The following is a 19,967-nucleotide window of genomic DNA, read 5'->3' as shown; positions in this document are numbered from 1 at the left end:
CGTCCTTTCAGCAGCAGGGGGTGAGTTCGGCCAGCAGCGGCGCGCACAGTTCAGGCGAACCGGCGCAGCAATCCTTGACGAGGAACAGCGTCAGCGCGCGCAGTCCGTCCAGATCGGCCCGGTAGATGATCGACCGGCTATGCCGTTCCGAGCGCACGATCCCGGCGCGAGCGAGAATGCCAAGGTGCGCGGACATGGTGTTCTGCGGCACATCGAGCTGGCGGGCGATTTCGCCGGCCGCAAGGCCGTCCGGTTCGTGTCGTACCAGCAGCCGGAACACATCAAGCCGTGTGCCTTGCGCAAGCGCACTGAGCGCAGCGATAGCCGAATTGTTATCCATAAATCCAGCATAGCCGATATATAAACGAACGCTAGTTTGTGTTGGTGATACTGCAATTCGGCAGCTTCAAACGAGAAGCGGGTACCGTTTAGCGTCGCCCCACGCCTAAATTTTAGCGGCTAAAATTATGAAAGGCTGTTTGCAAAACGTCCGTTTTCTTTACCGGGCATCCCAACCGCCGGCTCGGATGATCGCGTAAAATCAATGGCGTTTGGCTTCCAAATGCCCACAGACTCGTTTCTCACCGATGCGTCGAATAATCTACACCAGCAGACCCCTGACCGAAGCCAACCTTGCTGAGCTTGATGCCATCGTAGCGGAATCGATTGCCCGTAATACCAAGGTTGGCATTACGGGTATGCTGTGGTCAGACGGTGCGAATTTCGCACAGGTTATCGAAGGTGATCATGACGAAGTTGGTGCCACGATGGACCGAATCCGATCCGATCCGAGGCACACCGATATCGAGGTGGTTCTTGATCGCGCAGTAGTGTCCCGCCAGTTCGGTAATTGGGCAATGCGACGTGCAGACGACGGCGAAGCAAGCACGCCTAGTACCACCTTTCTGCTGGGATTCGCGCTGGGCGAGCGCACTGCGTCCGCGAAGCGACTGTATGAAATCATCATTGCGACCGAGAGATAGGGCGCGGACGAGTTCGCGCATCCCGGAGGCTTATTGCTGAGGCACCCGTGCTGCCAAAACCCTCCGTCGCCAGCACCTGATAATCAAGCACTCCGAGCGTCAGCCCCACACGTCGCCAAGCGGTGACATGGTTGGCTAAGGTGATGATGTTTTCATGGTCAAATGGGCGTCGTTCGGTGCGAACGCTCCAATATTGATCGAAGGTAGCAGTGCCCGCGATCGAAGGCTGATCAATCCGACGAGTGCGGTATAGGCGGTAGGTCCCGCCATCGCTCTGCACCGTACCCAACGCCACCGCGCCGGGTCCAGGAGGCGTGAAGCGACCCCAACTATCTACGACGTAATATTCGACCAGGGGATCTTTCGACCAGCCGTATAAAGCCAGGTAGCCATTCGCCCCCGGATCGAAATGCCGGGCACGGTAGCCGACAATGCGGTCAGCAGAGCCTCGCCGCCAGCCACGGCCCGCTACGAGATTGCCCTGTGGTCCGAGTTTCCATTGCACCTTGTAGCCACCATCATCGGCCAGCGTCAGGCAGCCCTCGCCGCTGTCATGCCAAAAGGTGTGAAATAACCCGTCCCGATCACCTGTGGTATTGCGGCAGATAGCCGCATCATCACCCGTCGCAGCGAGGATAAGCACCACGAACGGCAACCAGGTGAGCGATTTCAAAATCTTCCGGCTTTGAAATGAGCCACATGGCTGCCTTACGATCGTGAAGCAGTTCGGATGCTTTACCAAATAGTCAGTCCTTGAACGGATCTATCTGGCGGATGGTGCCATCCGGGTTAAAGAACACTTCGGTCATTTTTACGGATCGAAGCGAGTTCTTTTTGCCTACCTGTGTATCATGATAGGCTAACCACCAACGGTTCTCGAATTTGAAGACCGAATGGTGCGATGTCCAACCTTGCACTGGCGCGAGAATATGCCCCGTGTAGCGGAACGGGCCATAAGGTGTGTCGCCGATTGCGTAGTTGATAAAGTGCGTGTCGCCGGTGGAATAGGTAAAGTAGTATTTCCCATCCCGCTTGAACACCCATGCGGCCTCGAAGAAGCGCCTGTCGTGATCGCCACCCAGTATAGGTTTGCCGGCTTCATCGAGTAGAACCACGTCTTGCACCGGTTCGGCAAACTGCTTCATGTCCGCCGACAGACGCGCCATTTTGGGAGCTAGCGCAGGCTTGTCATCCTGCTTCCGATCGGTGTTTCCCGCAGCAGCATCGTACTTGCCCGTTGCCCAGCGCTGAAGTTGCCCGCCCCAGATACCACCGAAATACATGTAGCTCTGGCCGTCGTCATCGGTAAACATGCCCGGGTCGATAGAGAAACTGCCCCGAATGGGCTGCTTTTCGGCAACAAAGGGGCCAACAGGCGACTTGGACGTGGCAACTCCCATACGGAAGATGCCCTCTTTATCCTTCAAAGGCATATAGAGGTAGTAGGTGCCGTCCTTGAACAACGCGTCGGGTGCCCAAGCTTGTTTGGCGGCCCATGGTACGTCCTTCACACTGATGGCAACAGGATGGACGGTGACTGGCGCACCCGGGCGATCCATGCTCAGGACCCGATAGTCGCGCATAGCGTACTGACTACCCATATCGTCGTCCGGGATGCCGGCGTCGATGTCATGACTGGGGTAGATGTAGATCTTCCCGTTGAACACGCGGGCAGAAGGGTCGGCGGTGTAGATCTCGGTGGTCAGCGGCTGCGCCAGGTAGCCGCGACCTTCCGGGCTTCGTGGCTCGACGCTGCCCCCCGGCATCGCTGCACGCTTGCCGTTCGACGGTGTGGCGCGATCGTTCTGAGACCATGCGTGCCCCGCGAGTAACGTCATGGATGCAGCAGCGAGGAACGCCGATAAGCCGAAATGGCGCATGGACTCTGATCCTTCCCAAAAATAGCCTTCTGCGAGGCTCCATTGCATGTATCACCATCTTATGGTTGCGGTACCATTTTTTGAGCCCACGCCGTGACGCGATGATAACTCCAGCCCAATCAAGAGCCGTGCCGGTCCTGCCGGCCCGTGAAGCCACGGCTTTGTCTGGTGGAGGTGGCAGGGGCTCGCGAAATCCCGCCATGGTTCGAGGTCAAGGGGCCGCATTCCTGCGGATATCGTATCAAGTTCCGCTATCGACGATAGCGATCCGACGCCGGTTTTGTGTCTGCCTCGCCGCCATACAGACAGGCTGCATCTCGCCCGCGGGCCTTAGCCTGGTACAGGGCGACGTCAGCCCTGGCGAGTAGCATGTCCGCGTTGTCCTCGTTGCCAGTGGCGTAAGCCACGCCGACACTCGCCCCCACCGTCATTCGATGTTGCCCAAAGACGATCGGCATCCGAATCTCCTTGGTCACGGCCAAACCCATTCCGATCATCGCGGCAGGATCAGCTTCGATGCACTGTACGGCAACGAATTCGTCGCCCCCCAGCCTTCCGACGAAATCCATGTTCAACCGATCCGCCAAGCGCTCGGCCACCGCTTTCAGGACTGCGTCGCCTACGGCATGGCCATATCTGTCGTTGATCGGTTTGAAGTGATCGAGATCTACGGCGAAGACGGTGATGGGCCTTTGTATCGCCATATCGGTCTCTAGTCTTTTGAAAAACCCAGCTCTGTTCAGTAACCCAGTTAATGGATCATGTGTCGCATTATACTCCAGCCGCGAAACGAGATCATGGTGCTCGGTCAGATCTCGGGTTATTTTGGCAAAGCCGAGAAATTCGGCATTATCGTCGTAAATCGCGTCGATGGTGATGCTCGCCCAGAAGCATGAGCCATCTTTTCGATACCGTCGCCCTTCGAGCACTACTCGCCCCTGTGTAAGGGCCGTTTCAAGATTTTGCTGGGGTATTCCAGCTGCCCGATCTTCGGGAGAGTAAAAGATGTCGTAGTTGCGGCCGACGATTTCGTCTTCCGAATAGCCCTTGGCCCGTCGTGCTCCTTCGTTCCAGTTGAGGACTTTGCCGTCGCGATCAACCATGTAGATCGCGTAGTCTTTGACGCTTTTGACCAGGAGGCGGTACATCAGATCGGACGAGAAGCTCATGTGGCAAATTACCGCCGTTCCGCTACGATCGAGTTAACCCGGACGATCGTATGACGGGGAACCCACTGAAAATCATATTCATTCTCTCGGGTAGAGCGCATCGGTTTCATTGTATGAATTGGTCGATCTCCCGTCCTACGCATCAATACGGTACGATCCACCGGCTTCGTAGTTTAACAGGCTGGCAGAAAGGACCGCGGTAATAGGGCGCACTCGCTCCCATCTTCGCCAACGGTGGTCAAATGGGCGGGGTGGACTGTCGAGCTGGGCCATCGGCGCCAGTTGTGAATGGCTTCGTCTGGCAGCTCTCGGTCTTCCATGAATATGGGACCCTGCCAACTTCCTGGCTCACAAAGTCGCAATCACGGTGAGGAACCGGCGAATATCTTCCTCACTGTTGTAATAGTGGGGCGATACGCGGAGGACCGGTGGCAGTCTCCGCGCGACTGCATCGAGCGGCGTACTGACGGGGGGGGACACCGAGACGTTTATCGCTTGTGCGGCAAGTCGCTGCATCACGTCCGCCGCCTCCATGCCGGCAACGGTGAACGATATGATCGCCGAACGAACGGTGCCGGCGTCGCGTAGCGTAACGTCGGCGAGGGCTGAAAGGCCAACCCGGAGCAACTCGGCCAAAAATCCGCATCGCGCTTCGATCGCGTCGATACCAATATCTAGAAGGTAGTCGGCCGCTGCCCCTATTCCCAACCGTGTCGCATAATTGGTTTCCCAGGTTTCGAAGCGGCGTGCATCGGCACGCATCGCGTAGTGGCCCGGACGATCCACAACCGCGCCGAAGAGGTCGAGCAGAGCAGGCTCGGTACGCTCCAGCATTGCCCGCCGCACGTAGAGGAAGCCTGTCCCGCGAGGGGCGCGCAGGAACTTGCGACCCGTAGCAGTCAGCATGTCACAGCCGAGGGCGTTCACATCTACGCGCATTTGACCGACCGCCTGACACGCGTCGAGCAGATAGGGGATGGCGTGCGCGTTAGCGATCCGGCCGACTTCGGCCGCAGGGTTCACCAAACCACCGTTCGTCGGGAGCCAGGTGATCGCGATGAGCTTGACCCGTTCATCGATCATGCTTTCGAGCGCTGCGGTATCAAGCGCGCCGCTCGCGTCGTCGGGGATTACCTCGACCGAGACCCCCGTTCGCCGTGCGAGTTGAAGCAGCGGAATGTAGTTTCCGGCAAATTCCGCAGTCGTCGTCAGGATGCGATCACCGGCAATGAACTCCAGCGACTGGAACGCCCGCTGCCAGGCGACCGTCGCGTTCTCGGTAATGGCGATCTCGCCGGCGTCAGCGCCGACGAGCCGACCGACGCTGTCGTGCACACGGCCCAGACGGTCAGCGGCCTCCGCTGCCGCCTCGTAACCGCCGATAGCCCCCTCGCGGTTTATGTGGGCCACGACCGCATCGATGACCGGTTGCGGCATCAGAGCCGCCCCGGCGTTGTTGAGATGAGTGCGATGCGTGACACCGGGCGTGTCCGCACGGACGCGATCGAGATCGATGGAGGGGGCTTTCGTCATGAACACCTCAGTTACTCGAAGAGCCGCGGATACGTGTTTCTATCGTCCGTCGGTGCCGGTTTCACCTGCCATGAGGTAGAGAAGATCGACCCCGATCGTCGCTGCCGCAAGAGCCGTGATCGCAGACGGATCAAGCGCAGGCAGCACCTCGACGACATCCGCCGCAACGACGTTGAGACCGAGCAGATTCCGGAGCACTTCGCGTGCGAAGAATGTCGTCGGGCCTCCAACTACGGGCGTACCGGTTCCCGGTGCATAGGCCGGATCGAGCGCATCGATGTCGAAGGTAATGTAGACAGGGTTCGTCCCGACCACGGCTCTGATGCGCTCAGCCAGTTCCTTCGGACTGAGATAGAGCGCCTCGTTGGCGTGTATGATCTGATAACCAGGGTTCTCCATATCTGTGCGTATGAACACCTGAGCCGACCGGCTTGGATCGACCGTCCCCTCTTCCGCAAGGTCGTGGGCGAACGAGCCGTGGAAGATCGACCGACCACCGTTGCTGCTTTCGGAGTCCTGATGGCTGTCAAAATGCACGAGCGAGATCGGGCCATGCTTGTCCTTGGCAGCCCTGATAAGCCCGTAGGGTATGGTGTGATCCCCGCCGAGCGTCAGCAGCTTCGCGCCTGCTGCGAAGATGGTTCCCGCATGTTCGTACGCATCCTGGATCATGAAGTTTGTAAGATCGGTCTGTACGCCGCCCCCTACGTCTCCGTAGTCGATCAGTCGCAGCCGCTCCTTCAGATCGAAGGACCAGGGATAATGAAAATTTCCCGTGTGCAGCGAGATGTCGCGGATGGCGCGCGGACCAAATCGCGCGCCAGGCCGATTGCTCGTGCCAAGATCGAACGGGATGCCCATGACGGCGATATCGACGTTCGACAGGTCGCGAGTCTGATCAAGACGCCAGAATGTAGGGGTGCCCGCATAAGCCAGGTAGCGAGCAAGATCTCCGGGGCTTTGTTCCATGTCTAATCCTCCTGATCGGGTAATTTGAAATGCACGAAGGGATTGCTTTCGCACGGGAATCTCAGATTTGGCGTTTGCCGCCGTTGAACTCCTGCCGAGGCGGTTCTGGTGGCAGCTCAAGGGGGACACCCCATCGCTCGATCATCAACTGGAACAACCCGATGCAGATTGTGCCGATGCCGAGCACGACGACGACGGCCATTCCCCAGAATGAGAAGGCGTGACGGAAGAGGTACGAGAAGAGCGCATAGACGCACAGTGCCGCCCCGCTCAGGAAGGAGCATGTCGATCCCGCCATCGTCAGTGCCCGGAGGTGAGCTTCAGTCCTGCTACGCAGGCGACGAGCCCAAGGATGAGAAGGATGCGGATGGGCGTAGACGGTTCACCGAACCAGACCATGCCGATGACGACGGTGCCGAGTGCGCCGATCCCCGTCCACACGGCATAGCCGGTGCCGAGGGGAATAGTGCGCGTCGCGACCTCGAGAAACAGGAAGCTCAGCAGTGCGCAAACGGCAAAACCGCCCGTCCATGTCAGGTTCTTGAAGCCATCGGTGTAGCGCAGGCAGGTCGTGAACCCGACCTCAAACACGCCACCCAGCAACAGGTAAATCCACGCCATTAGATATGTCCTTCAGGAATCAGGTTTGAAGCGCTTGCCGTTTTGGCGGTCGGCAGATGTGTGGCGCGCGTCAGCAGGCGCACGCCGCGACCTCGCGTGAACCAGGACCATGCCCAGTTGACGTAGACGGTGAGCCGACTTCGGAAATCGACCAGCAGCATGAGGTGGACGAGCGACCAGGACAGCCAGGCGACGAAGCCGCGCAGGCGAATGGTCCCGAAGTCGGCGACCGCATGCGAACGACCGATAACGGCCATGGAGCCCCAGTTCCGATACTGAAAGGGTGCAGAGGTCCTGCGCCCTTGAACCTTGGACCAGATCAGATCGCCGACATATCGACCCTGTTGCTTGGCGACGGGTGCAAGACCGGGGAGCGGCTTTCCATCGCTTCCGGTGAAGCTGGCGACGTCGCCGATGGCAAAGACGTGCGGCCTGTCTTCGACCGAGCAATCGGGCAACACTCGCAATGCGCCGTTACGGGCCGCGTCGGCATCGAGCCATGTAGCCGCCTCGTTGGCACGTGTGCCTGCGGCCCAGATGACTGTGGCCGCATCGATCCGCGTGTCACCGACCTGCAGACCTTCCGCGTCGATCAAGAGGACCGGAGCACCCAGTATGACCTCGACTCCGAGGCGGGTTAGCGCGGCTGCGGCGTAACGGGGCAGATCGTCCGGAAAAGTGGAAAGGATCGTCGTGCCGGCTTCCACCAACTTGATCCGCAGCGTTCTGCTGTCGATGTTGCGAAAGTCCCGGGCAAGCGCCGTCTTCGCGAGTTCGGCAATCGCACCCGCCATCTCGACGCCGGTTGGACCACCACCGACAACGACGAAGGTCAGTAACGACGCGATCTCGCTGGCATCGACGCTGCGTTCAGCGCGCTCGAAGGCGTCGAGCAACCGTTCGCGTATGGAGAGGGCGTCTGCGAGGGTCTTGAGTACAGGGGCGTGCTCAGCCCACGCGTCGTTGCCGAAGAAGCTGTAGCTGCACCCCGTCGCCAGTACGAGATAGTCATAGGGAATGCGCTCCCCCGATGCCGTCAGCACCTCCCGCTTCGTATCATCAACGTCGGTGACATCGTCCAGCAGGGTCGTGACGTTGCCGTGACCGGCCATCAGCGTCCGGGTCGCTGTCGCGATGTCCGACGGTGCCAATGCCGCGGTGGCGACTTGATAGAGGAGAGGTTGGAAGAGGTGATGGTTGGTGCGATCGATCAGCGTCACCGTCACGTCGCGCCCGCTCAGCGCCTTGGCCGCAGCGAGGCCGCCAAAGCCGGCTCCCACGATGACTACCTGCTTGCGTTTCACGACGTAGGGCTCCTTTCGTGGTTCGGGCTTTACGATCCAGTCACACCTATTTAGATACGATCGTATTCAAACGCAAGAGGATGGTAAAAGCATGTCACGCCCAAGAACGATCGACCGTGCGCGATTGCTCGATTCAGCGGAGACGATCGTTGCCAAGGCGGGTGCCGCAGGGCTGACGTTTGGTAGTCTGGCGGCCGCTGCCGACGTTCCGAAGGCGAGTATCCAATCGGCATTCGGCAGCCGGGAAGCATTGATGGACGCGGTGCTCGACCGCTGGCTGACCCGCGAGCAAGCGCGGTTTGACGCGGAACTTGGCGGTCGCACGTCAGAGCGTGATCGTATGCTCGCCCACATCCGCATCACGTCCGAACTTACTCGCGAGGAAAGTATCAGCGTGGCAGCCCTCATGGCTGCCCTGGTTAGCGCGGGAGAGGCGGAAACGAGTTCGACGCGCTGGTATCGTGCACGTGCCGGCACGCTTGAGGCGAACACCGAAGAAGCACGCCGTCTGCGGATCGCCTTTCTTGCGGCCGAAGGCGCGTACTACCTCCGCGATCTGTTCAGCTTCGATATGAGTGACGAACTGTGGCGTGAGATATTTCACGATCTGCGCGAATATGCAGAGGGTAATGGTGTAACGCAGAAGGACGTTTAGAAGCGAGAACTTGGTTACGACCGATACCGATTGCCTAACCGACAGCGGTTGTGGTCGCGCACTCGCATTCACCCCGCTTCCAATTGCAGACGTTCGTTTATCAAAGTGGAAAGGTGGGATCAGAACATAGCTTAAGTCGTTATCATAACATCCTTTTTAACAAAGAGGGGGGTGTGTGGCAGATCACGTTCTGGAGTACGAAAGAGCCCGAACCGCTGGCGCTAACGCCGCCAGTAGCGAAAAATTGGGATATGACGATTGTCCCTATGATGAAGATCATGAGCCAATCCTACGGGCCATGTGGCAGGACGGATTTTTGACCATAAAATTATACGGAACGGGATGATTTGAACGCACCATGGTACGCCCCTGGCGCCCAGCAAGTAAGGAAGACGCCCCCGATCCCGTAAGCAGACCATCTGCGTTCCTCCCCAACTCGTACATTCCCAAAATCCGATCCTTTTTGGGAAAGCCGGCAGCCGCCCAATGTCTGCTATCGACACCCGCATTCCCGAAAGCAGCCTGTCCGCTTTCCTGCCCATGTTGGACATTCCCGAATCTCGATCCCAATGGAAATGCCCCGGCCGCCTCGCAAGCCGTTCCTTTTGGGGAAATGAGCCAACAGCTGCGAAGGCCTAAACGGTAAGCAAATTCGGCTTCTACAAACCGCGGCTAGATAGCCGTCCGTCTTGGTAAAGCTTAATCCTCGGCGGTTGATCATCGCCTCGGTTTGCGGGATGGCGGGTGACCCTGCAAAATCTGCGGAGGCTAGGATCGAAGCAATGCGAACCCAGACTGTCATGATGATGGCCGTGCTTATATCGATTGGCGGGGCGGGAGCCGCCCCTCAAGCGACTGCGCAAACCAATGACAAAGCTTCCGAACACAAAGCCAATCGGTCAGCCTCAACGCTCTATGAGGTGCTAAACGAGCAAGCGTCTTCGCGCAGCAAGCAATCTACGGAAGACGTTGGAACGCCAGTGCTCAAGCGTGATTCAAATGGTAGCGCATGCACTACTGATCAACTTGTCCATGCTTCGGTGGGTTCGAATATCACGAGCCGTATCAAGAAATCTATCGTACCGCTGCAAAAAGGTATTCAGGTTCGTGACATCGCAATGCTGACATTGCCATGTGGCTTCAAAATAGATGACCGATCCGGTTGGAGTCTCTTTTTAACCAACGGTAGCGAGGTAAGGCGCTACATTGAAAATAACCCGTTCGGGTTCGCACCCGCATTTGGCTTTAGTGATCCGATCGAAAAGTCCTATACGATGAAATATGAAGACATTCCCCGTGAAAAGGTTCAGACAGATAGCTGCATCAATACAATAGCATCTATCAGTTCGAGCCTGAAGCTGTGTAGCAGCTTTGGAAATGAAAAATCCTTCTTTGGAATAGAACGGAGCGATCATACTAGCCATCTAGGTCATTATGTCGTTCGAGACGGGGCTATTATTGAAGATTTTCCGTTGGCCAATATTAATAAGGATGTGGATAGTATTTACTTTATTCCACCCCCTGATGCATCCGGCGGTACTATCACGCTCATAGTGACCGATGGTCAGAACCCGTACAGGGCCTACGTGGACACTCCACGAGGGTAAGCTGCTTGCCGCCTCCGCTAACCGGCGCTCGGAAAGCGCGCGCATTCCCAAAATGCGATCGTTTGCGAGACAGTCGGTGTGCTCATAATGCAGCAATCAAGACATTGCACATCTCAAAGGATTAGTAGTGTGCGCGTGATATTCAACGACTCAATCGACCTCGGCTTCGCAGTCGCCGCTTTGATAACTGGCACTGTCGATCGGAGTGAAATTGCCGATTGGGCCGCACGCGTAATTGACGAAGTGGAAGATCCACCAACCTATATTTACGCCATGCTGGACATTGAGCGCTACCACGGACGTGGTCTTCATGACGAGATTGGATTTACGCCAACCACCGGTGTAAATTCTGACGACGAATTTCAGTACCTCCGTGAAATCGCAGTGCGTCGCGGCAAAGAAGGCCCTGACTATCTCGGGGGTAAGAGTCCTGTCCGCCTGGCTGCGGTCCGCAAGGCTTATATAGATAATCTACTCAAAATAAATTTCGGATTCGATGTTCAATCATTGCCGCCATTGTACCTAGGGGATGCTTCGCGCGCGCCATAGCTTTCGAGAAGCAGGCTAGCCTAACCTGGTGTCCATGGGACCGGCAGCAGCTTACCAGCTCGTTAGCATACGAGGTCCGTCGCCAGCGGTTCCCGAAAGTCGATCGTAATCGAGAATCTATCAGGGCAATGAAAGGCCAAGGACGGAGGAGTCTCCCCTTTTGCGTTCGGCCCTGTCGAACGACATGAGGATGCCAAGCAGGATCAGCACCGTCATCATTGCCGATCCACCGTAGGACAGGAGCGGCAGCGGGATGCCCACGACCGGGGCAAGCCCCAGCACCATCGCCATGTTGATCCCGACGTACAATGAGATCGTGAACGACAGACCCGCCGCAGCGAGTTTCACAAAGCGACTGGCCGAACGCATCGCCACCCCGCTCGCCCAGCGAATGATCCACGCATAGGCCAACAGGATCACGACCCCGCCGACCAGGCCCCATTCCTCCATCATCGTCGCAAGGATGAAGTCGGTGTGAGGCTCAGGCAGATAGGCGAGGTGGCTTTGGGTGCCCTGCATGAAGCCCTTGCCCCAGATGCCGCTTGATCCGATCGCGATCTTTGACTGCGCGATATGGTATCCCGTGCCGAGCGGATCGCTCTCGGGATCAAGAAAGATCAGCACCCGGTGTCGCTGATAGTCGTGGAGCAGGTTGTTCACGACGACGGGAAGCGCACAGGCGAATACCAGCCCTCCCCCCATGAACCAGCGTAGCGGGATGCCGGCAAGAAAGAGGACGGCGGTGCCGGCGAGCGCGATCATCATCGCGGTGCCCAGATCGGGTTGCAGCAGGACGAGCACGACCGGCAGCCCGATCATCACCACAGGTGGCAGCAGGGTCATGGGGCGGCGGATGAACCCGGGGGGCACACGGTCGAAATAGCTGGCCAGTGAAAGCACGATAGCGATCTTCATGAACTCGGAGGGTTGCAGGCGGATGATCCCGAGATCGATCCAGCGCTGCGCACCCATCCCGATCTTGCCGAACAGCTCGACGATCAGCAGCAGCCCGAGTGTGATGCCGTAGAAGGGCAGCGAATAATCGCGCCAGAACGACACTGGGACGAACGACACCAGCAGCATGACTACGAACAGGAAGCCGAACCTGAGACCCTGATTGAATGCCCACGGTGTCATGCTTCCGTTCGCCGCAGAGTAGAGCGTGAGCAAACTTGCAGACATAACGATGCAGACGGCGAGAAGCATCGACCATGGCAGCGACTTGATCGCGACGGGAACATGTTCGCGGGAAATGGCAGGCGTCCTTGGGTATCCGCAACAGCGGGTAGAATGATGAAGGCTTGGTGGCGGTGGTCAGTCGGGCGCCGGCAACTAGATCGTTGACGCCGAGAAGGCCTTGGGCCGGGAGAACCGCAGAACGCCATATCCGGCGAGAGCGGACATCATCGATCCCAGCAGGATGCCAATCTTCGCTTCCTCCGCGAGATGCGGAGATGCCGGGAATGCCAGGGCACCGATGAACAAGCTCATTGTGAAGCCGATGCCGCACAGCAGAACGACACCGTATGTCTGCATCATACTGGCACCGGGCAAAGCACCGAACAGCCTCAGCCGCCTGCCGATCTGCAATGCGCCGAATATGCCGATTTGCTTGCCGAGGAACAGGCCGGCAGCGACGCCCAGCGGCAACGGTGCGATGATCGCCTGCAACCCGATACCGCCCAGCGATACGCCGGCATTGGCAAACCCAAACAGCGGTACGATTAGTAGCCCGACTAACGGCGTCAGCGCGTGTTCGAGGCGATAGAGCGGTGCGTCTCCGTCGCCGCTCGCGCGAAGCGGGATAGCGGTTGCGGCAAGGACGCCCGCAATTGTCGCATGGACGCCGGACAGAAGCACGGCGTACCAAAGCAACCCGGTCAGAATTAGATAGGGCGTCAGTGCGTTCACCCTCCGCCAGCGGAGCAGATGCATAATCCCGAAGAGCGTCGCGGCAGCGGTAATCGCGAGAGCGTCGATCGACGCCGTATAGAACAGCGCGATGATCGCGACCGCGCCGAGATCGTCAACAATCGCAACCGACATGAGAAGGAGTTTCAGCGAGGCCGGCACGCGGTTGCCAAGCAGCGCCAGTACGCCCAACGCGAAGGCAATATCGGTAGCGGCGGGGATTGCCCATCCGCCGTGCAGCGACGGGTCGGACCCCGCCACGAGCAGATAGATCAGCGCCGGGACAGCCATGCCAGCCGCGGCAGCGAGCGCAGGCATCATCCGGTCGGACCAGCGCGACAGCCGGCCTTCCAAAAACTCGCGCTTCAGTTCCAGCCCCACCAACAGGAAGAACAGCGCCATGAGGCCGTCGTTGATCCAGAGGTGCACCGTCATTGGGCCTAGCTGGTCAGACAATGTCGGCCCAACCACCATGTGCAGCACGTCGTTGTAAGCGTACGTTCCGGGCAGGTTCGCGGCGACCATCGCCAGCGCCGCAGCGCCCATAAGCAGCAGGCCGCCAGCAGCCTCGCTACGAAGGAAGGCGAAGCGCACCTTGGCACCTGTCTGAAGATGAGCGGCCATGCGCAGTCCTGCCCTTTGCGGTATCGGCACCGCCGGCGGGACGTGCGGATCAATGGTGAGAAGTTGTCCGAACGACAGTCGGAATGCCGATCGTCGTGGACCCTCTATCGGTAGCAGGCCCGATCATCATGAGAAAATCGGAAGTTACATTGCCGCTTATAGAGGTTGGCTATAAGGTTGGTAATGCCTCGCATCCAACAGTTGCGCTACCTCGTGGCCGTCGCCGACACGCTCAGTTTCAGCCGTGCAGCCGATCAGTGCCGTGTCACCCAGCCCACGCTCAGCATGCAGTTGAAGGAGCTAGAGGGCCGACTGAACACGCAATTGGTGGAGCGTACGCGCGCCCGCGTGGTGCTGACGCCGGTTGGCACCGAGATAGCCCGCCGTGCGCGCTTCGTCCTTTCCGAGATTGAGGATATTCGGGAAATCGCGCGCCGTGACGATCCCGCCGCACTACAGGGAACGCTTCAAATGGGTGTTCTCCAGACAGTCGGCGGGTACGTCCTGTCGCTAGCAATGCCGGCGCTTCGCGAGACGTTCCCTGATCTGCGGATCGTCGTGCGTGAGGACAGGCTGGAAAGCCTGCCGGGGAAATTGTCGGACGGCACGCATGACGTGCTCCTCTTGCCGCATGGACCCACCCAGCCCGATTTCAGTTCTGCCCGGTTGATCCGGGAGCCGCTGCATCTCGTTATGCCAAGCGATCACCGGCTTGCCCGATGTGAGGTAGCGTGTCCGGAGGATCTTGCCGGTGAAACGGTTCTTGTCATGGATCGCTCACCACGGCTGCATGACCAGATCGCTTCACTCTGTGCCGAGTTTGGCGCGATCGAGGTCGATGATTACGCCGGGACCACGCTCGATACGCTGCGTCTCATGGTGACGACCGGCATGGGCCTGTCGCTCCTCCCCGCGCTGTATGTCCGATCAGACGTGCTCCGCGAGAAGCTGATCGTCGCACGGCCGCTGGCGAAGCGGGCACCGTTGCGCGACCTTACGATGGTGTGGCGGTCATCGTCACCGAGGGAGGCGACCTATCGTCGACTTGCCGACATCATCCGGCGTTGCGTCGTGCCGTGGGAACAGCCCGACACCGGCGCGCCCGCGTCGATCCCAATCGGCTAGATCGCTAGGGTCGATCACGCATTACAGGAAGCGCGATAGCGCGAGGCCGACGAAAAGCGCGCCGATGCCGATGACCAGCGAGCCGCTGACATACAGGATCGCGGACAGGGCATGGCCACCCTTCCACAGAAAGGCATAGTCGAGGCTGAACGTCGAATAGGTGGTGAAGCCACCGATGACGCCGGTCGTCAGGAACAGGCGCAGGCTTTGATCGGCACCGCCCCGAGCGGTGAACCAGCCCGCGACGATGCCCATCGCAAACGATCCAACGATGTTGATCGCCATCGTGCCGTAGGGAAACGATGGGCCGAACAGTGCGAGGGCGGTGCGACCGACCCCGTGGCGCAACATGCCACCAATGCCCGAACCCAGAAAAACAAGCAGGAACTCCACGCGCGTACTCCCCTGCGCCCATTGGGCGATCATCAGGGGCCATCAGCATCAGCGCGGTTACAAGGGAGGCTCCATTCCCTGATTTGTATGTAGCTATCCGGCAATCCGGGATCAACAAAGCCGATGGCAATTATCGACCCGGTGGCGGAGCCTACGTAAGCGATCCCTACCGCCTTCCTCTCCAAGCCGAACATTCTCGAAATTTGATCCTTTTTGGGAATGGCGGTAATGCAGCAAGACGCAGCAATCGACACCTATGTCGCCGAAAGCTATGGGTTACCACAAGGTCAAGGTCCGTCGTTCCGACGCGGACGCCTTCGCGCGAAGCTAGGGCAAATACCGTGAACAAGAGCCGTCAGACCGACACAGCTCTATGAATGAGCCCGGTCGAACACTGACCTCCGAAAGGCTGGTCTGGATCGATGACAGGAGTTTATCGGGGTGCGCTCCGGTAACAAACACGACGAAGAAGCCGTTCCCGATCTCGTGTCCCTCGATAACGCCAGCAGGCTCTATGGCAGCGCCTATCGCGTCCTCGACATCATAGAGTTGGAACGTCTCGCCTTCGATGCCAAAATCATCATTCGCCAGTTTCAAATGGATAGAGAGCCGTTGCGGGTCAATCGCCTGACTTGGGATCGGGCTGTCCATGAACGTTAAACCTGCAACTGTTAACATGGCAGCTAAAGCTCTTACCATCTAGGTCGTCGCCTTCCGGTCAATCCCGCCATCTGACCGCTACGGACGGGCTATGTCCGTGCCCAGCCGCTATACGAGGCAGCGCCGGTCGTCATATCGATCACGAAGGTATCACCGCCGATCCGGCTCGCATAGAACCTTCCGTCGATATTGCTGATGGCGGAGAAGGTGTCGGTCGCGGGGCGGGTCGCATCGAAATTCCGGTGCATGTCGTCCGTCGCGCCCTGTTCCGGCGCAATCTGCCACACAGGCCGATTGCTGGCGTCGAACAGGAACACCTCTCGGCCCCAGATCTCCCGATGAATGACATTTCTCGCCGGATACGCTTCGAACAGCACCAGACGCCCGATGCCTGGCACCGGTAAGATCATGCCTATTGGGTAAGACTGCACAACTCGGTCCGATATCCTTGTTCGACACCACAATACGACGTGGCGGTTAATTCCCGAAATTCGATGGTATTTTGAGAAACAGCCGCCCCCCGACCTGTCTGATCCGAAAACAAATTGCCATCTGTATGCGGTGTCACACCCTTCGGTCTTACCTTAGCTGGGAACGCAAGCTTCTACCGGGATAACGTTAGGCGTGGCACCCGAAGGGCGAAAAACGCGAACGGCGCTTCCGACCTGCTGACGTTGTAGGTTGAGACAGTAACGGGACGAGTGGGCCGTGGCCTCCAGCAATTGATAGTCGGCTAGTGAGATCGGGATCGGGCGTTCCTCCCCCCGCCTGTCGATCAAAACAACAGGCTGCGATTTGCGCATACGATATGAGACGATCGGAAAGTGCGCCCAGGTAATCGGGGAGCTACTATCCGCAAAGGCTCGCATGTTGGCTGCGCGCCACGCGACATGGTCGAAAATGACCGCGTAGAACGTCCCGAACGTAACAAGCACCAGCGTGGCCATGATAGCCTTTCGTCGGAGTGACGCCTCCGCTCGCGTTCGCGTAGAGTAGCGGACGACGAACCAGCCGAGCATGACTCCAAGAAACGCGCCAAGCCAAGTCACCCCGCCAAGGAAGCGCCCGTTGATCGGCGTGACCAGAGCAGTATCAGCCGCATTGATGTCGAACACCCACAGACAGAATACCGCTGCATAGAGCCCGAACACGATGCGTTCGGTTAGTGTAAGACGCTGGCGGCTCGGCAACCCGACACCGGGGAGGTTGGTGAGTGACATGATCCCGATTTAGTGCCGAATGCTAAATGAGCCGTAAGCGCTTAGGCGCTGTACCGTCTCCTTCATTCGCAAATCCGAGACCGCCCTGACAGACTGCCTTTTCCATTTGGAACGGCAATCGAGAAGGTCGTCGCGTTCTCGATTAAGATGGTTAGTCGGGAAATGCTCTCGCTACGCGGAACGATCGATTAAACTAGACGTCGTGGACCTTCTGCACAATTCCATCGGGCGTCCGGTAGGTACGGAAACCCATAGCTTCATAGTATTTCAGGCCGGATGTATTGTCGGCCCCGATGTAGGCGTCGATCTTTTCTAGACCGGCTTCGCGTGCGGCCTCGCTCGTAGCTGAAAACAAAAGCTTGCCGACGCCCTGTCGATGCGCCTTGGGGCTGATATGGGTCCCGATGATGCCCCATCCCTCCGGTGTATCATATGGGTTGCCCGCAACGGCCTTCTTCAATGACTGAAAGCCGACGATATTCCCTGATCCGCCGATGGCAACGGTGCAGCGTATGCTTGTAGGATCGGCGATGTAGCGACCCATCACAAAATCAACGTCGTTCGGTCGCTCACGGCCGGTATGTTCGATGATCTCCCGAAGCACCTGGCCCATTCCCTCGGCATCATCTGCCGATGCGGCGCGCGTTTCCATTGCTGTTCCCCCAAAAGAGGCGTTCCATTTGCATCCAAAATGCCGCTCCCATCACCTGACCGCAATACGGCCCTCACCTTCCCGATTAAAAAGGACGACCGAGACCGCGTGAGTGTTCTCACAATCGATCGGAAAAAGAGAACGCGCCGGCCTTCCCGAAAGCTGCCCGGATCGGAATTGGGAAAGAGTATTCGACAGACAACAACAAACAATTGACATCATAATCCATATATGTAGAGTTATGGAATGCGTCAGCGCCGACCCTCTCCACAGACGATCCTCGTGCTTCGGGCGCTCTTGGTTCGGGCTACCGAGTGGCGATATGGCTACGATCTGACCAAGGAAATCGGTCTGCAATCAGGCACGCTGTATCCAGTGCTGATGCGCCTTGCGGACAAGGGGCTGCTTGAATCTGCTTGGCACGAGTCCGACCGCCCCGGCGCGCCGCCACGGCATGCCTATCGACTTACCCAAACAGGCGTTGCCTTCGCCTCGGCCAACATCGATGCCACTGCCAGCGCGCAGGTTGGGCGCACGCCGGTACCGGCATGACGGACCGCCTTCCGCTTATCTTGTGTAACGTCGCAACCCGCCTGCTCCCCGCTAGCAGGCGGTTATGGGCCGATGCCATGATTGCCGAATTGTCGCATGCGGACGATAATCGGGCGGCGTTGAACTTCGCGAGCGGATGCCTCGTTGCGGCCCTGCGTGAGCGCGCGTGCGACGCTGACACGCATATTATGGCTACCCTCTGGACGATTGCCGTGGTCACTGCGCTCTATGCCGTGGTCCAGCTTGTCTGCGCGGCTCATGGAGTGGCCGTCCTGTTTGGCGGGCACGACGGGATGTTGGAGGCCCTTCTTCGCAACGGAGCGTCGTCAACGATCATAGCCAACTATGAAACCGCTCGCCCAATCGTGGTCAGTTGCTTTCTTGCGCTCGGGATTGTCCAACTCACGACAGCTTGGTTTCTAAGCCGCGGGCAATTTCGCCTGTTCGCTACAGCTTGGTGTACTGCTTGCCTGATCGCCGGCATCGCCGTTGCCATCCAGCTATCGATCATTCCGAATGACGCGGGCGTACCTTCGGAGTTCCATGCGCTGCTTATGCAGGCTGTTGCAGTGCCAGTGCTGCTCGTTTGGCTCCATCGTCGGCACCGGCGTTTTCAGGAGAGCTCATAATGCCCTCGGTACGCACCATCATAGCGCTGACGCTTTGTCCTGCCGTCGCTGGGATTAGCGAGGCCCGCACCGCTACACCAAATGCCGAAATGATCGTCGCGGCGTCGAAGCGCGCGACAGGTGGTGTCGCGTGGGACAAGCCACAGGGCTGCATCGAACGTGGGACCCATGCCAGCGGTGCCATCACCTACCTGACCCGGTTCAGTCTGCGCGAGTACGGCATGCGAACAGATGGCGATCGGGGCGGCAAGGTTCGTTCGATGGGGTTCAATGGTAAGGTAAGATGGCAGACGGCCGGTCCCGGCAAGACGGATATCGGGTCGGATCCGGCGTCGCTGCAAGAGGCGATCGTAACCAACTACCTCAGCATCAACGGCTTCTTCTTTCCCAATCGTTTCCCGGCCACCTTCAAGTTTGTCCGGACAGCAGCAGAAGATAAGCGGCGGTTAGATATCGTCGAAATCACGCCAAAGGGCGGCCGCCCTCTTGAGGTCTGGTTCGATAGCCGCACCCATCTCATTCAGCGCGTCGTCGATACCCAGGGGACGCCCGCCGTCAGAGTTGAGGCCAGTGACTACCGTCGTGGCGCGGGCGGGCTGATGGTCGCTTATCGTCTGGACGTTTTCGGACCTGATGGTTCAGTCATGGATCAGGGAACCGTTGCTTCGTTCCAATGTGGGCGGATCGATCCGGCCATCTTTGCTTCCCCGACCGCGCCTTAGGACACCCAGGCTCTTGCCCTAGCTCCTGACCAGAGTTCCAGCTTGAAATCGAGTTTCGGGAATATCGTGGTTTGACGGAAGGCAGCTTTCCGTCAGCGAATTGGGACGGCGGTGATGTCTAGACGAATGGCCACTACACTGACGTGACCCCCGTTTTTTCCTCCAGTTGAAGCTAGAGTCCGACCTCGGAAAGGGACGGACAGATGAAG

Annotated in this window: 24 protein-coding genes; 9 read left to right on the top strand and 15 right to left on the bottom strand. The window is 58.5% G+C overall.

Annotation, left to right across the window (positions count from 1 at the left end; all coding sequences use genetic code 11):
* Nucleotides 1-7: 7 nt before the first annotated feature.
* Complete coding sequence (locus IFT67_RS16055) at nucleotides 8-340, bottom strand: ArsR/SmtB family transcription factor (RefSeq protein ID WP_192239199.1); 333 nt, start codon at nucleotides 338-340, stop codon at nucleotides 8-10.
* A gap of 247 nt (nucleotides 341-587) precedes the next feature.
* Between IFT67_RS16055 and IFT67_RS16050 the strand changes: the two genes are divergently transcribed.
* Nucleotides 588-983 (top strand): BLUF domain-containing protein, encoded by a 396-nt coding sequence (locus tag IFT67_RS16050; protein ID WP_192239198.1) that lies wholly within the window; start codon nucleotides 588-590, stop codon nucleotides 981-983.
* On the opposite strand, the gene IFT67_RS16045 is transcribed toward IFT67_RS16050, so the two are convergent.
* The 8 genes from IFT67_RS16045 to IFT67_RS16010 form a co-directional block, all read right to left on the bottom strand.
* The gene (locus IFT67_RS16045) at nucleotides 964-1,725 is read right to left on the bottom strand and encodes a glycoside hydrolase family 11 protein (protein WP_197983121.1); all 762 of its coding nucleotides are present in this window, start codon (nucleotides 1,723-1,725) and stop codon (nucleotides 964-966) included. The genes IFT67_RS16050 and IFT67_RS16045 overlap by 20 nt on opposite strands.
* Before the next feature lie 4 nt (nucleotides 1,726-1,729).
* On the bottom strand, nucleotides 1,730-2,863 hold the full coding sequence (locus tag IFT67_RS16040) for a glycoside hydrolase family 43 protein (RefSeq protein ID WP_446740821.1): 1,134 nt from the start codon (nucleotides 2,861-2,863) through the stop codon (nucleotides 1,730-1,732).
* A gap of 251 nt (nucleotides 2,864-3,114) precedes the next feature.
* Nucleotides 3,115-4,032: a sensor domain-containing diguanylate cyclase gene (locus tag IFT67_RS16035; protein WP_192239197.1), complete on the bottom strand. Its 918-nt coding sequence runs from the start codon at nucleotides 4,030-4,032 to the stop codon at nucleotides 3,115-3,117.
* A 348-nt stretch (nucleotides 4,033-4,380) separates the two neighbouring features.
* On the bottom strand, nucleotides 4,381-5,565 hold the full coding sequence (locus tag IFT67_RS16030) for an aminotransferase class V-fold PLP-dependent enzyme (protein WP_192239196.1): 1,185 nt from the start codon (nucleotides 5,563-5,565) through the stop codon (nucleotides 4,381-4,383).
* Nucleotides 5,566-5,604: 39 nt separating this feature from the next.
* Nucleotides 5,605-6,534, bottom strand: a complete 930-nt coding sequence (speB, locus tag IFT67_RS16025) for an agmatinase (RefSeq protein ID WP_192239195.1) — start codon at nucleotides 6,532-6,534, stop codon at nucleotides 5,605-5,607.
* A gap of 61 nt (nucleotides 6,535-6,595) precedes the next feature.
* On the bottom strand, nucleotides 6,596-6,736 hold the full coding sequence (locus IFT67_RS20480) for a hypothetical protein (protein ID WP_206757936.1): 141 nt from the start codon (nucleotides 6,734-6,736) through the stop codon (nucleotides 6,596-6,598).
* A gap of 98 nt (nucleotides 6,737-6,834) precedes the next feature.
* Nucleotides 6,835-7,155, bottom strand: a complete 321-nt coding sequence (locus IFT67_RS16015) for a DMT family transporter (protein WP_192239193.1) — start codon at nucleotides 7,153-7,155, stop codon at nucleotides 6,835-6,837.
* Entirely contained in the window at nucleotides 7,155-8,459 is a 1,305-nt protein-coding gene (locus IFT67_RS16010) for an NAD(P)/FAD-dependent oxidoreductase (RefSeq protein WP_342450635.1), read from the bottom strand. The genes IFT67_RS16015 and IFT67_RS16010 overlap by 1 nt, the downstream gene beginning before the upstream one ends.
* 124 nt (nucleotides 8,460-8,583) lie before the next feature.
* Between IFT67_RS16010 and IFT67_RS16005 the strand changes: the two genes are divergently transcribed.
* The 3 genes from IFT67_RS16005 to IFT67_RS15995 all read left to right on the top strand — a co-directional run bounded on the left by IFT67_RS16005 (nucleotide 8,584) and on the right by IFT67_RS15995 (nucleotide 11,270).
* The gene (locus IFT67_RS16005) at nucleotides 8,584-9,114 is read left to right on the top strand and encodes a TetR/AcrR family transcriptional regulator (RefSeq protein WP_197983120.1); all 531 of its coding nucleotides are present in this window, start codon (nucleotides 8,584-8,586) and stop codon (nucleotides 9,112-9,114) included.
* A gap of 782 nt (nucleotides 9,115-9,896) precedes the next feature.
* Nucleotides 9,897-10,721, top strand: coding sequence for a hypothetical protein (locus tag IFT67_RS16000; protein WP_192239191.1), 825 nt, complete (start codon nucleotides 9,897-9,899; stop codon nucleotides 10,719-10,721).
* A gap of 129 nt (nucleotides 10,722-10,850) precedes the next feature.
* The gene (locus tag IFT67_RS15995; protein WP_192239190.1) at nucleotides 10,851-11,270 is read left to right on the top strand and encodes a hypothetical protein; all 420 of its coding nucleotides are present in this window, start codon (nucleotides 10,851-10,853) and stop codon (nucleotides 11,268-11,270) included.
* A 120-nt stretch (nucleotides 11,271-11,390) separates the two neighbouring features.
* On the opposite strand, the gene rodA is transcribed toward IFT67_RS15995, so the two are convergent.
* Nucleotides 11,391-12,476: a rod shape-determining protein RodA gene (gene rodA, locus IFT67_RS15990; RefSeq protein WP_192239189.1), complete on the bottom strand. Its 1,086-nt coding sequence runs from the start codon at nucleotides 12,474-12,476 to the stop codon at nucleotides 11,391-11,393.
* Nucleotides 12,477-12,602: 126 nt separating this feature from the next.
* Complete coding sequence (gene nhaA / locus IFT67_RS15985) at nucleotides 12,603-13,805, bottom strand: Na+/H+ antiporter NhaA (protein ID WP_192239188.1); 1,203 nt, start codon at nucleotides 13,803-13,805, stop codon at nucleotides 12,603-12,605.
* Nucleotides 13,806-13,988: 183 nt separating this feature from the next.
* Between nhaA and IFT67_RS15980 the strand changes: the two genes are divergently transcribed.
* Nucleotides 13,989-14,930 (top strand): LysR substrate-binding domain-containing protein, encoded by a 942-nt coding sequence (locus tag IFT67_RS15980; protein WP_192239187.1) that lies wholly within the window; start codon nucleotides 13,989-13,991, stop codon nucleotides 14,928-14,930.
* A 21-nt stretch (nucleotides 14,931-14,951) separates the two neighbouring features.
* Here IFT67_RS15980 and crcB read toward each other — a convergent pair whose 3' ends face one another.
* Nucleotides 14,952-15,356 (bottom strand): fluoride efflux transporter CrcB, encoded by a 405-nt coding sequence (crcB, locus tag IFT67_RS15975; protein ID WP_192239186.1) that lies wholly within the window; start codon nucleotides 15,354-15,356, stop codon nucleotides 14,952-14,954.
* Nucleotides 15,357-15,764: 408 nt separating this feature from the next.
* On the opposite strand from crcB, the gene IFT67_RS15970 reads away from it, so the two are divergent.
* On the top strand, nucleotides 15,765-15,983 hold the full coding sequence (locus IFT67_RS15970) for a hypothetical protein (protein ID WP_192239185.1): 219 nt from the start codon (nucleotides 15,765-15,767) through the stop codon (nucleotides 15,981-15,983).
* 89 nt (nucleotides 15,984-16,072) lie between these two features.
* On the opposite strand, the gene IFT67_RS15965 is transcribed toward IFT67_RS15970, so the two are convergent.
* The 3 genes from IFT67_RS15965 to IFT67_RS15955 all read right to left on the bottom strand — a co-directional run bounded on the left by IFT67_RS15965 (nucleotide 16,073) and on the right by IFT67_RS15955 (nucleotide 17,855).
* Nucleotides 16,073-16,360, bottom strand: a complete 288-nt coding sequence (locus IFT67_RS15965; RefSeq protein WP_206757935.1) for a hypothetical protein — start codon at nucleotides 16,358-16,360, stop codon at nucleotides 16,073-16,075.
* 207 nt (nucleotides 16,361-16,567) lie between these two features.
* Nucleotides 16,568-17,203, bottom strand: coding sequence for a hypothetical protein (locus IFT67_RS15960; protein WP_192239183.1), 636 nt, complete (start codon nucleotides 17,201-17,203; stop codon nucleotides 16,568-16,570).
* Between the two features lie 193 nt (nucleotides 17,204-17,396).
* Complete coding sequence (locus tag IFT67_RS15955; protein ID WP_192239182.1) at nucleotides 17,397-17,855, bottom strand: GNAT family N-acetyltransferase; 459 nt, start codon at nucleotides 17,853-17,855, stop codon at nucleotides 17,397-17,399.
* Nucleotides 17,856-18,101: 246 nt separating this feature from the next.
* On the opposite strand from IFT67_RS15955, the gene IFT67_RS15950 reads away from it, so the two are divergent.
* The 3 genes from IFT67_RS15950 (at nucleotide 18,102) to IFT67_RS15940 (ending at nucleotide 19,758) form a co-directional block, all read left to right on the top strand.
* Entirely contained in the window at nucleotides 18,102-18,407 is a 306-nt protein-coding gene (locus tag IFT67_RS15950) for a PadR family transcriptional regulator (RefSeq protein WP_192239181.1), read from the top strand.
* A gap of 77 nt (nucleotides 18,408-18,484) precedes the next feature.
* Entirely contained in the window at nucleotides 18,485-19,036 is a 552-nt protein-coding gene (locus IFT67_RS15945; protein WP_192239180.1) for a hypothetical protein, read from the top strand.
* Entirely contained in the window at nucleotides 19,036-19,758 is a 723-nt protein-coding gene (locus IFT67_RS15940; protein ID WP_192239179.1) for a LolA family protein, read from the top strand. Before IFT67_RS15945 ends, IFT67_RS15940 begins: the two co-directional genes overlap by 1 nt.
* The last annotated feature ends 209 nt before the right edge of the window (nucleotides 19,759-19,967 follow it).

Origin of the sequence: Sphingomonas sp. CFBP 13728 (assembly GCF_014841895.1) — a bacterium.
Lineage (GTDB): Bacteria > Pseudomonadota > Alphaproteobacteria > Sphingomonadales > Sphingomonadaceae > Sphingomonas.
The sequence above is the reverse complement of the archived record's forward strand: the minus strand, read 5'-3'. Positions and strand labels throughout refer to the sequence as shown.

What these genes read in the sequence shown, in the direction of transcription:
- IFT67_RS16055 (WP_192239199.1), bottom strand. Translation starts at nt 340, where the DNA reads ATGGATAACAATTCGGCTATCGCTGCGCTCAGTGCGCTTGCGCAAGGC.
- IFT67_RS16050 (WP_192239198.1), top strand. Translation starts at nt 588, where the DNA reads ATGCGTCGAATAATCTACACCAGCAGACCCCTGACCGAAGCCAACCTT.
- IFT67_RS16040 (WP_446740821.1), bottom strand. Translation starts at nt 2,863, where the DNA reads ATGCGCCATTTCGGCTTATCGGCGTTCCTCGCTGCTGCATCCATGACG.
- IFT67_RS16035 (WP_192239197.1), bottom strand. Translation starts at nt 4,032, where the DNA reads ATGAGCTTCTCGTCCGATCTGATGTACCGCCTCCTGGTCAAAAGCGTC.
- IFT67_RS16030 (WP_192239196.1), bottom strand. Translation starts at nt 5,565, where the DNA reads ATGACGAAAGCCCCCTCCATCGATCTCGATCGCGTCCGTGCGGACACG.
- speB (WP_192239195.1), bottom strand. Translation starts at nt 6,534, where the DNA reads ATGGAACAAAGCCCCGGAGATCTTGCTCGCTACCTGGCTTATGCGGGC.
- IFT67_RS20480 (WP_206757936.1), bottom strand. Translation starts at nt 6,736, where the DNA reads ATGGCCGTCGTCGTCGTGCTCGGCATCGGCACAATCTGCATCGGGTTG.
- IFT67_RS16015 (WP_192239193.1), bottom strand. Translation starts at nt 7,155, where the DNA reads ATGGCGTGGATTTACCTGTTGCTGGGTGGCGTGTTTGAGGTCGGGTTC.
- IFT67_RS16000 (WP_192239191.1), top strand. Translation starts at nt 9,897, where the DNA reads ATGCGAACCCAGACTGTCATGATGATGGCCGTGCTTATATCGATTGGC.
- rodA (WP_192239189.1), bottom strand. Translation starts at nt 12,476, where the DNA reads ATGCTTCTCGCCGTCTGCATCGTTATGTCTGCAAGTTTGCTCACGCTC.
- nhaA (WP_192239188.1), bottom strand. Translation starts at nt 13,805, where the DNA reads ATGGCCGCTCATCTTCAGACAGGTGCCAAGGTGCGCTTCGCCTTCCTT.
- IFT67_RS15980 (WP_192239187.1), top strand. Translation starts at nt 13,989, where the DNA reads ATGCCTCGCATCCAACAGTTGCGCTACCTCGTGGCCGTCGCCGACACG.
- crcB (WP_192239186.1), bottom strand. Translation starts at nt 15,356, where the DNA reads ATGATCGCCCAATGGGCGCAGGGGAGTACGCGCGTGGAGTTCCTGCTT.
- IFT67_RS15960 (WP_192239183.1), bottom strand. Translation starts at nt 17,203, where the DNA reads ATGTCACTCACCAACCTCCCCGGTGTCGGGTTGCCGAGCCGCCAGCGT.
- IFT67_RS15955 (WP_192239182.1), bottom strand. Translation starts at nt 17,855, where the DNA reads ATGGAAACGCGCGCCGCATCGGCAGATGATGCCGAGGGAATGGGCCAG.
- IFT67_RS15950 (WP_192239181.1), top strand. Translation starts at nt 18,102, where the DNA reads ATGCGTCAGCGCCGACCCTCTCCACAGACGATCCTCGTGCTTCGGGCG.
- IFT67_RS15945 (WP_192239180.1), top strand. Translation starts at nt 18,485, where the DNA reads ATGATTGCCGAATTGTCGCATGCGGACGATAATCGGGCGGCGTTGAAC.
- IFT67_RS15940 (WP_192239179.1), top strand. Translation starts at nt 19,036, where the DNA reads ATGCCCTCGGTACGCACCATCATAGCGCTGACGCTTTGTCCTGCCGTC.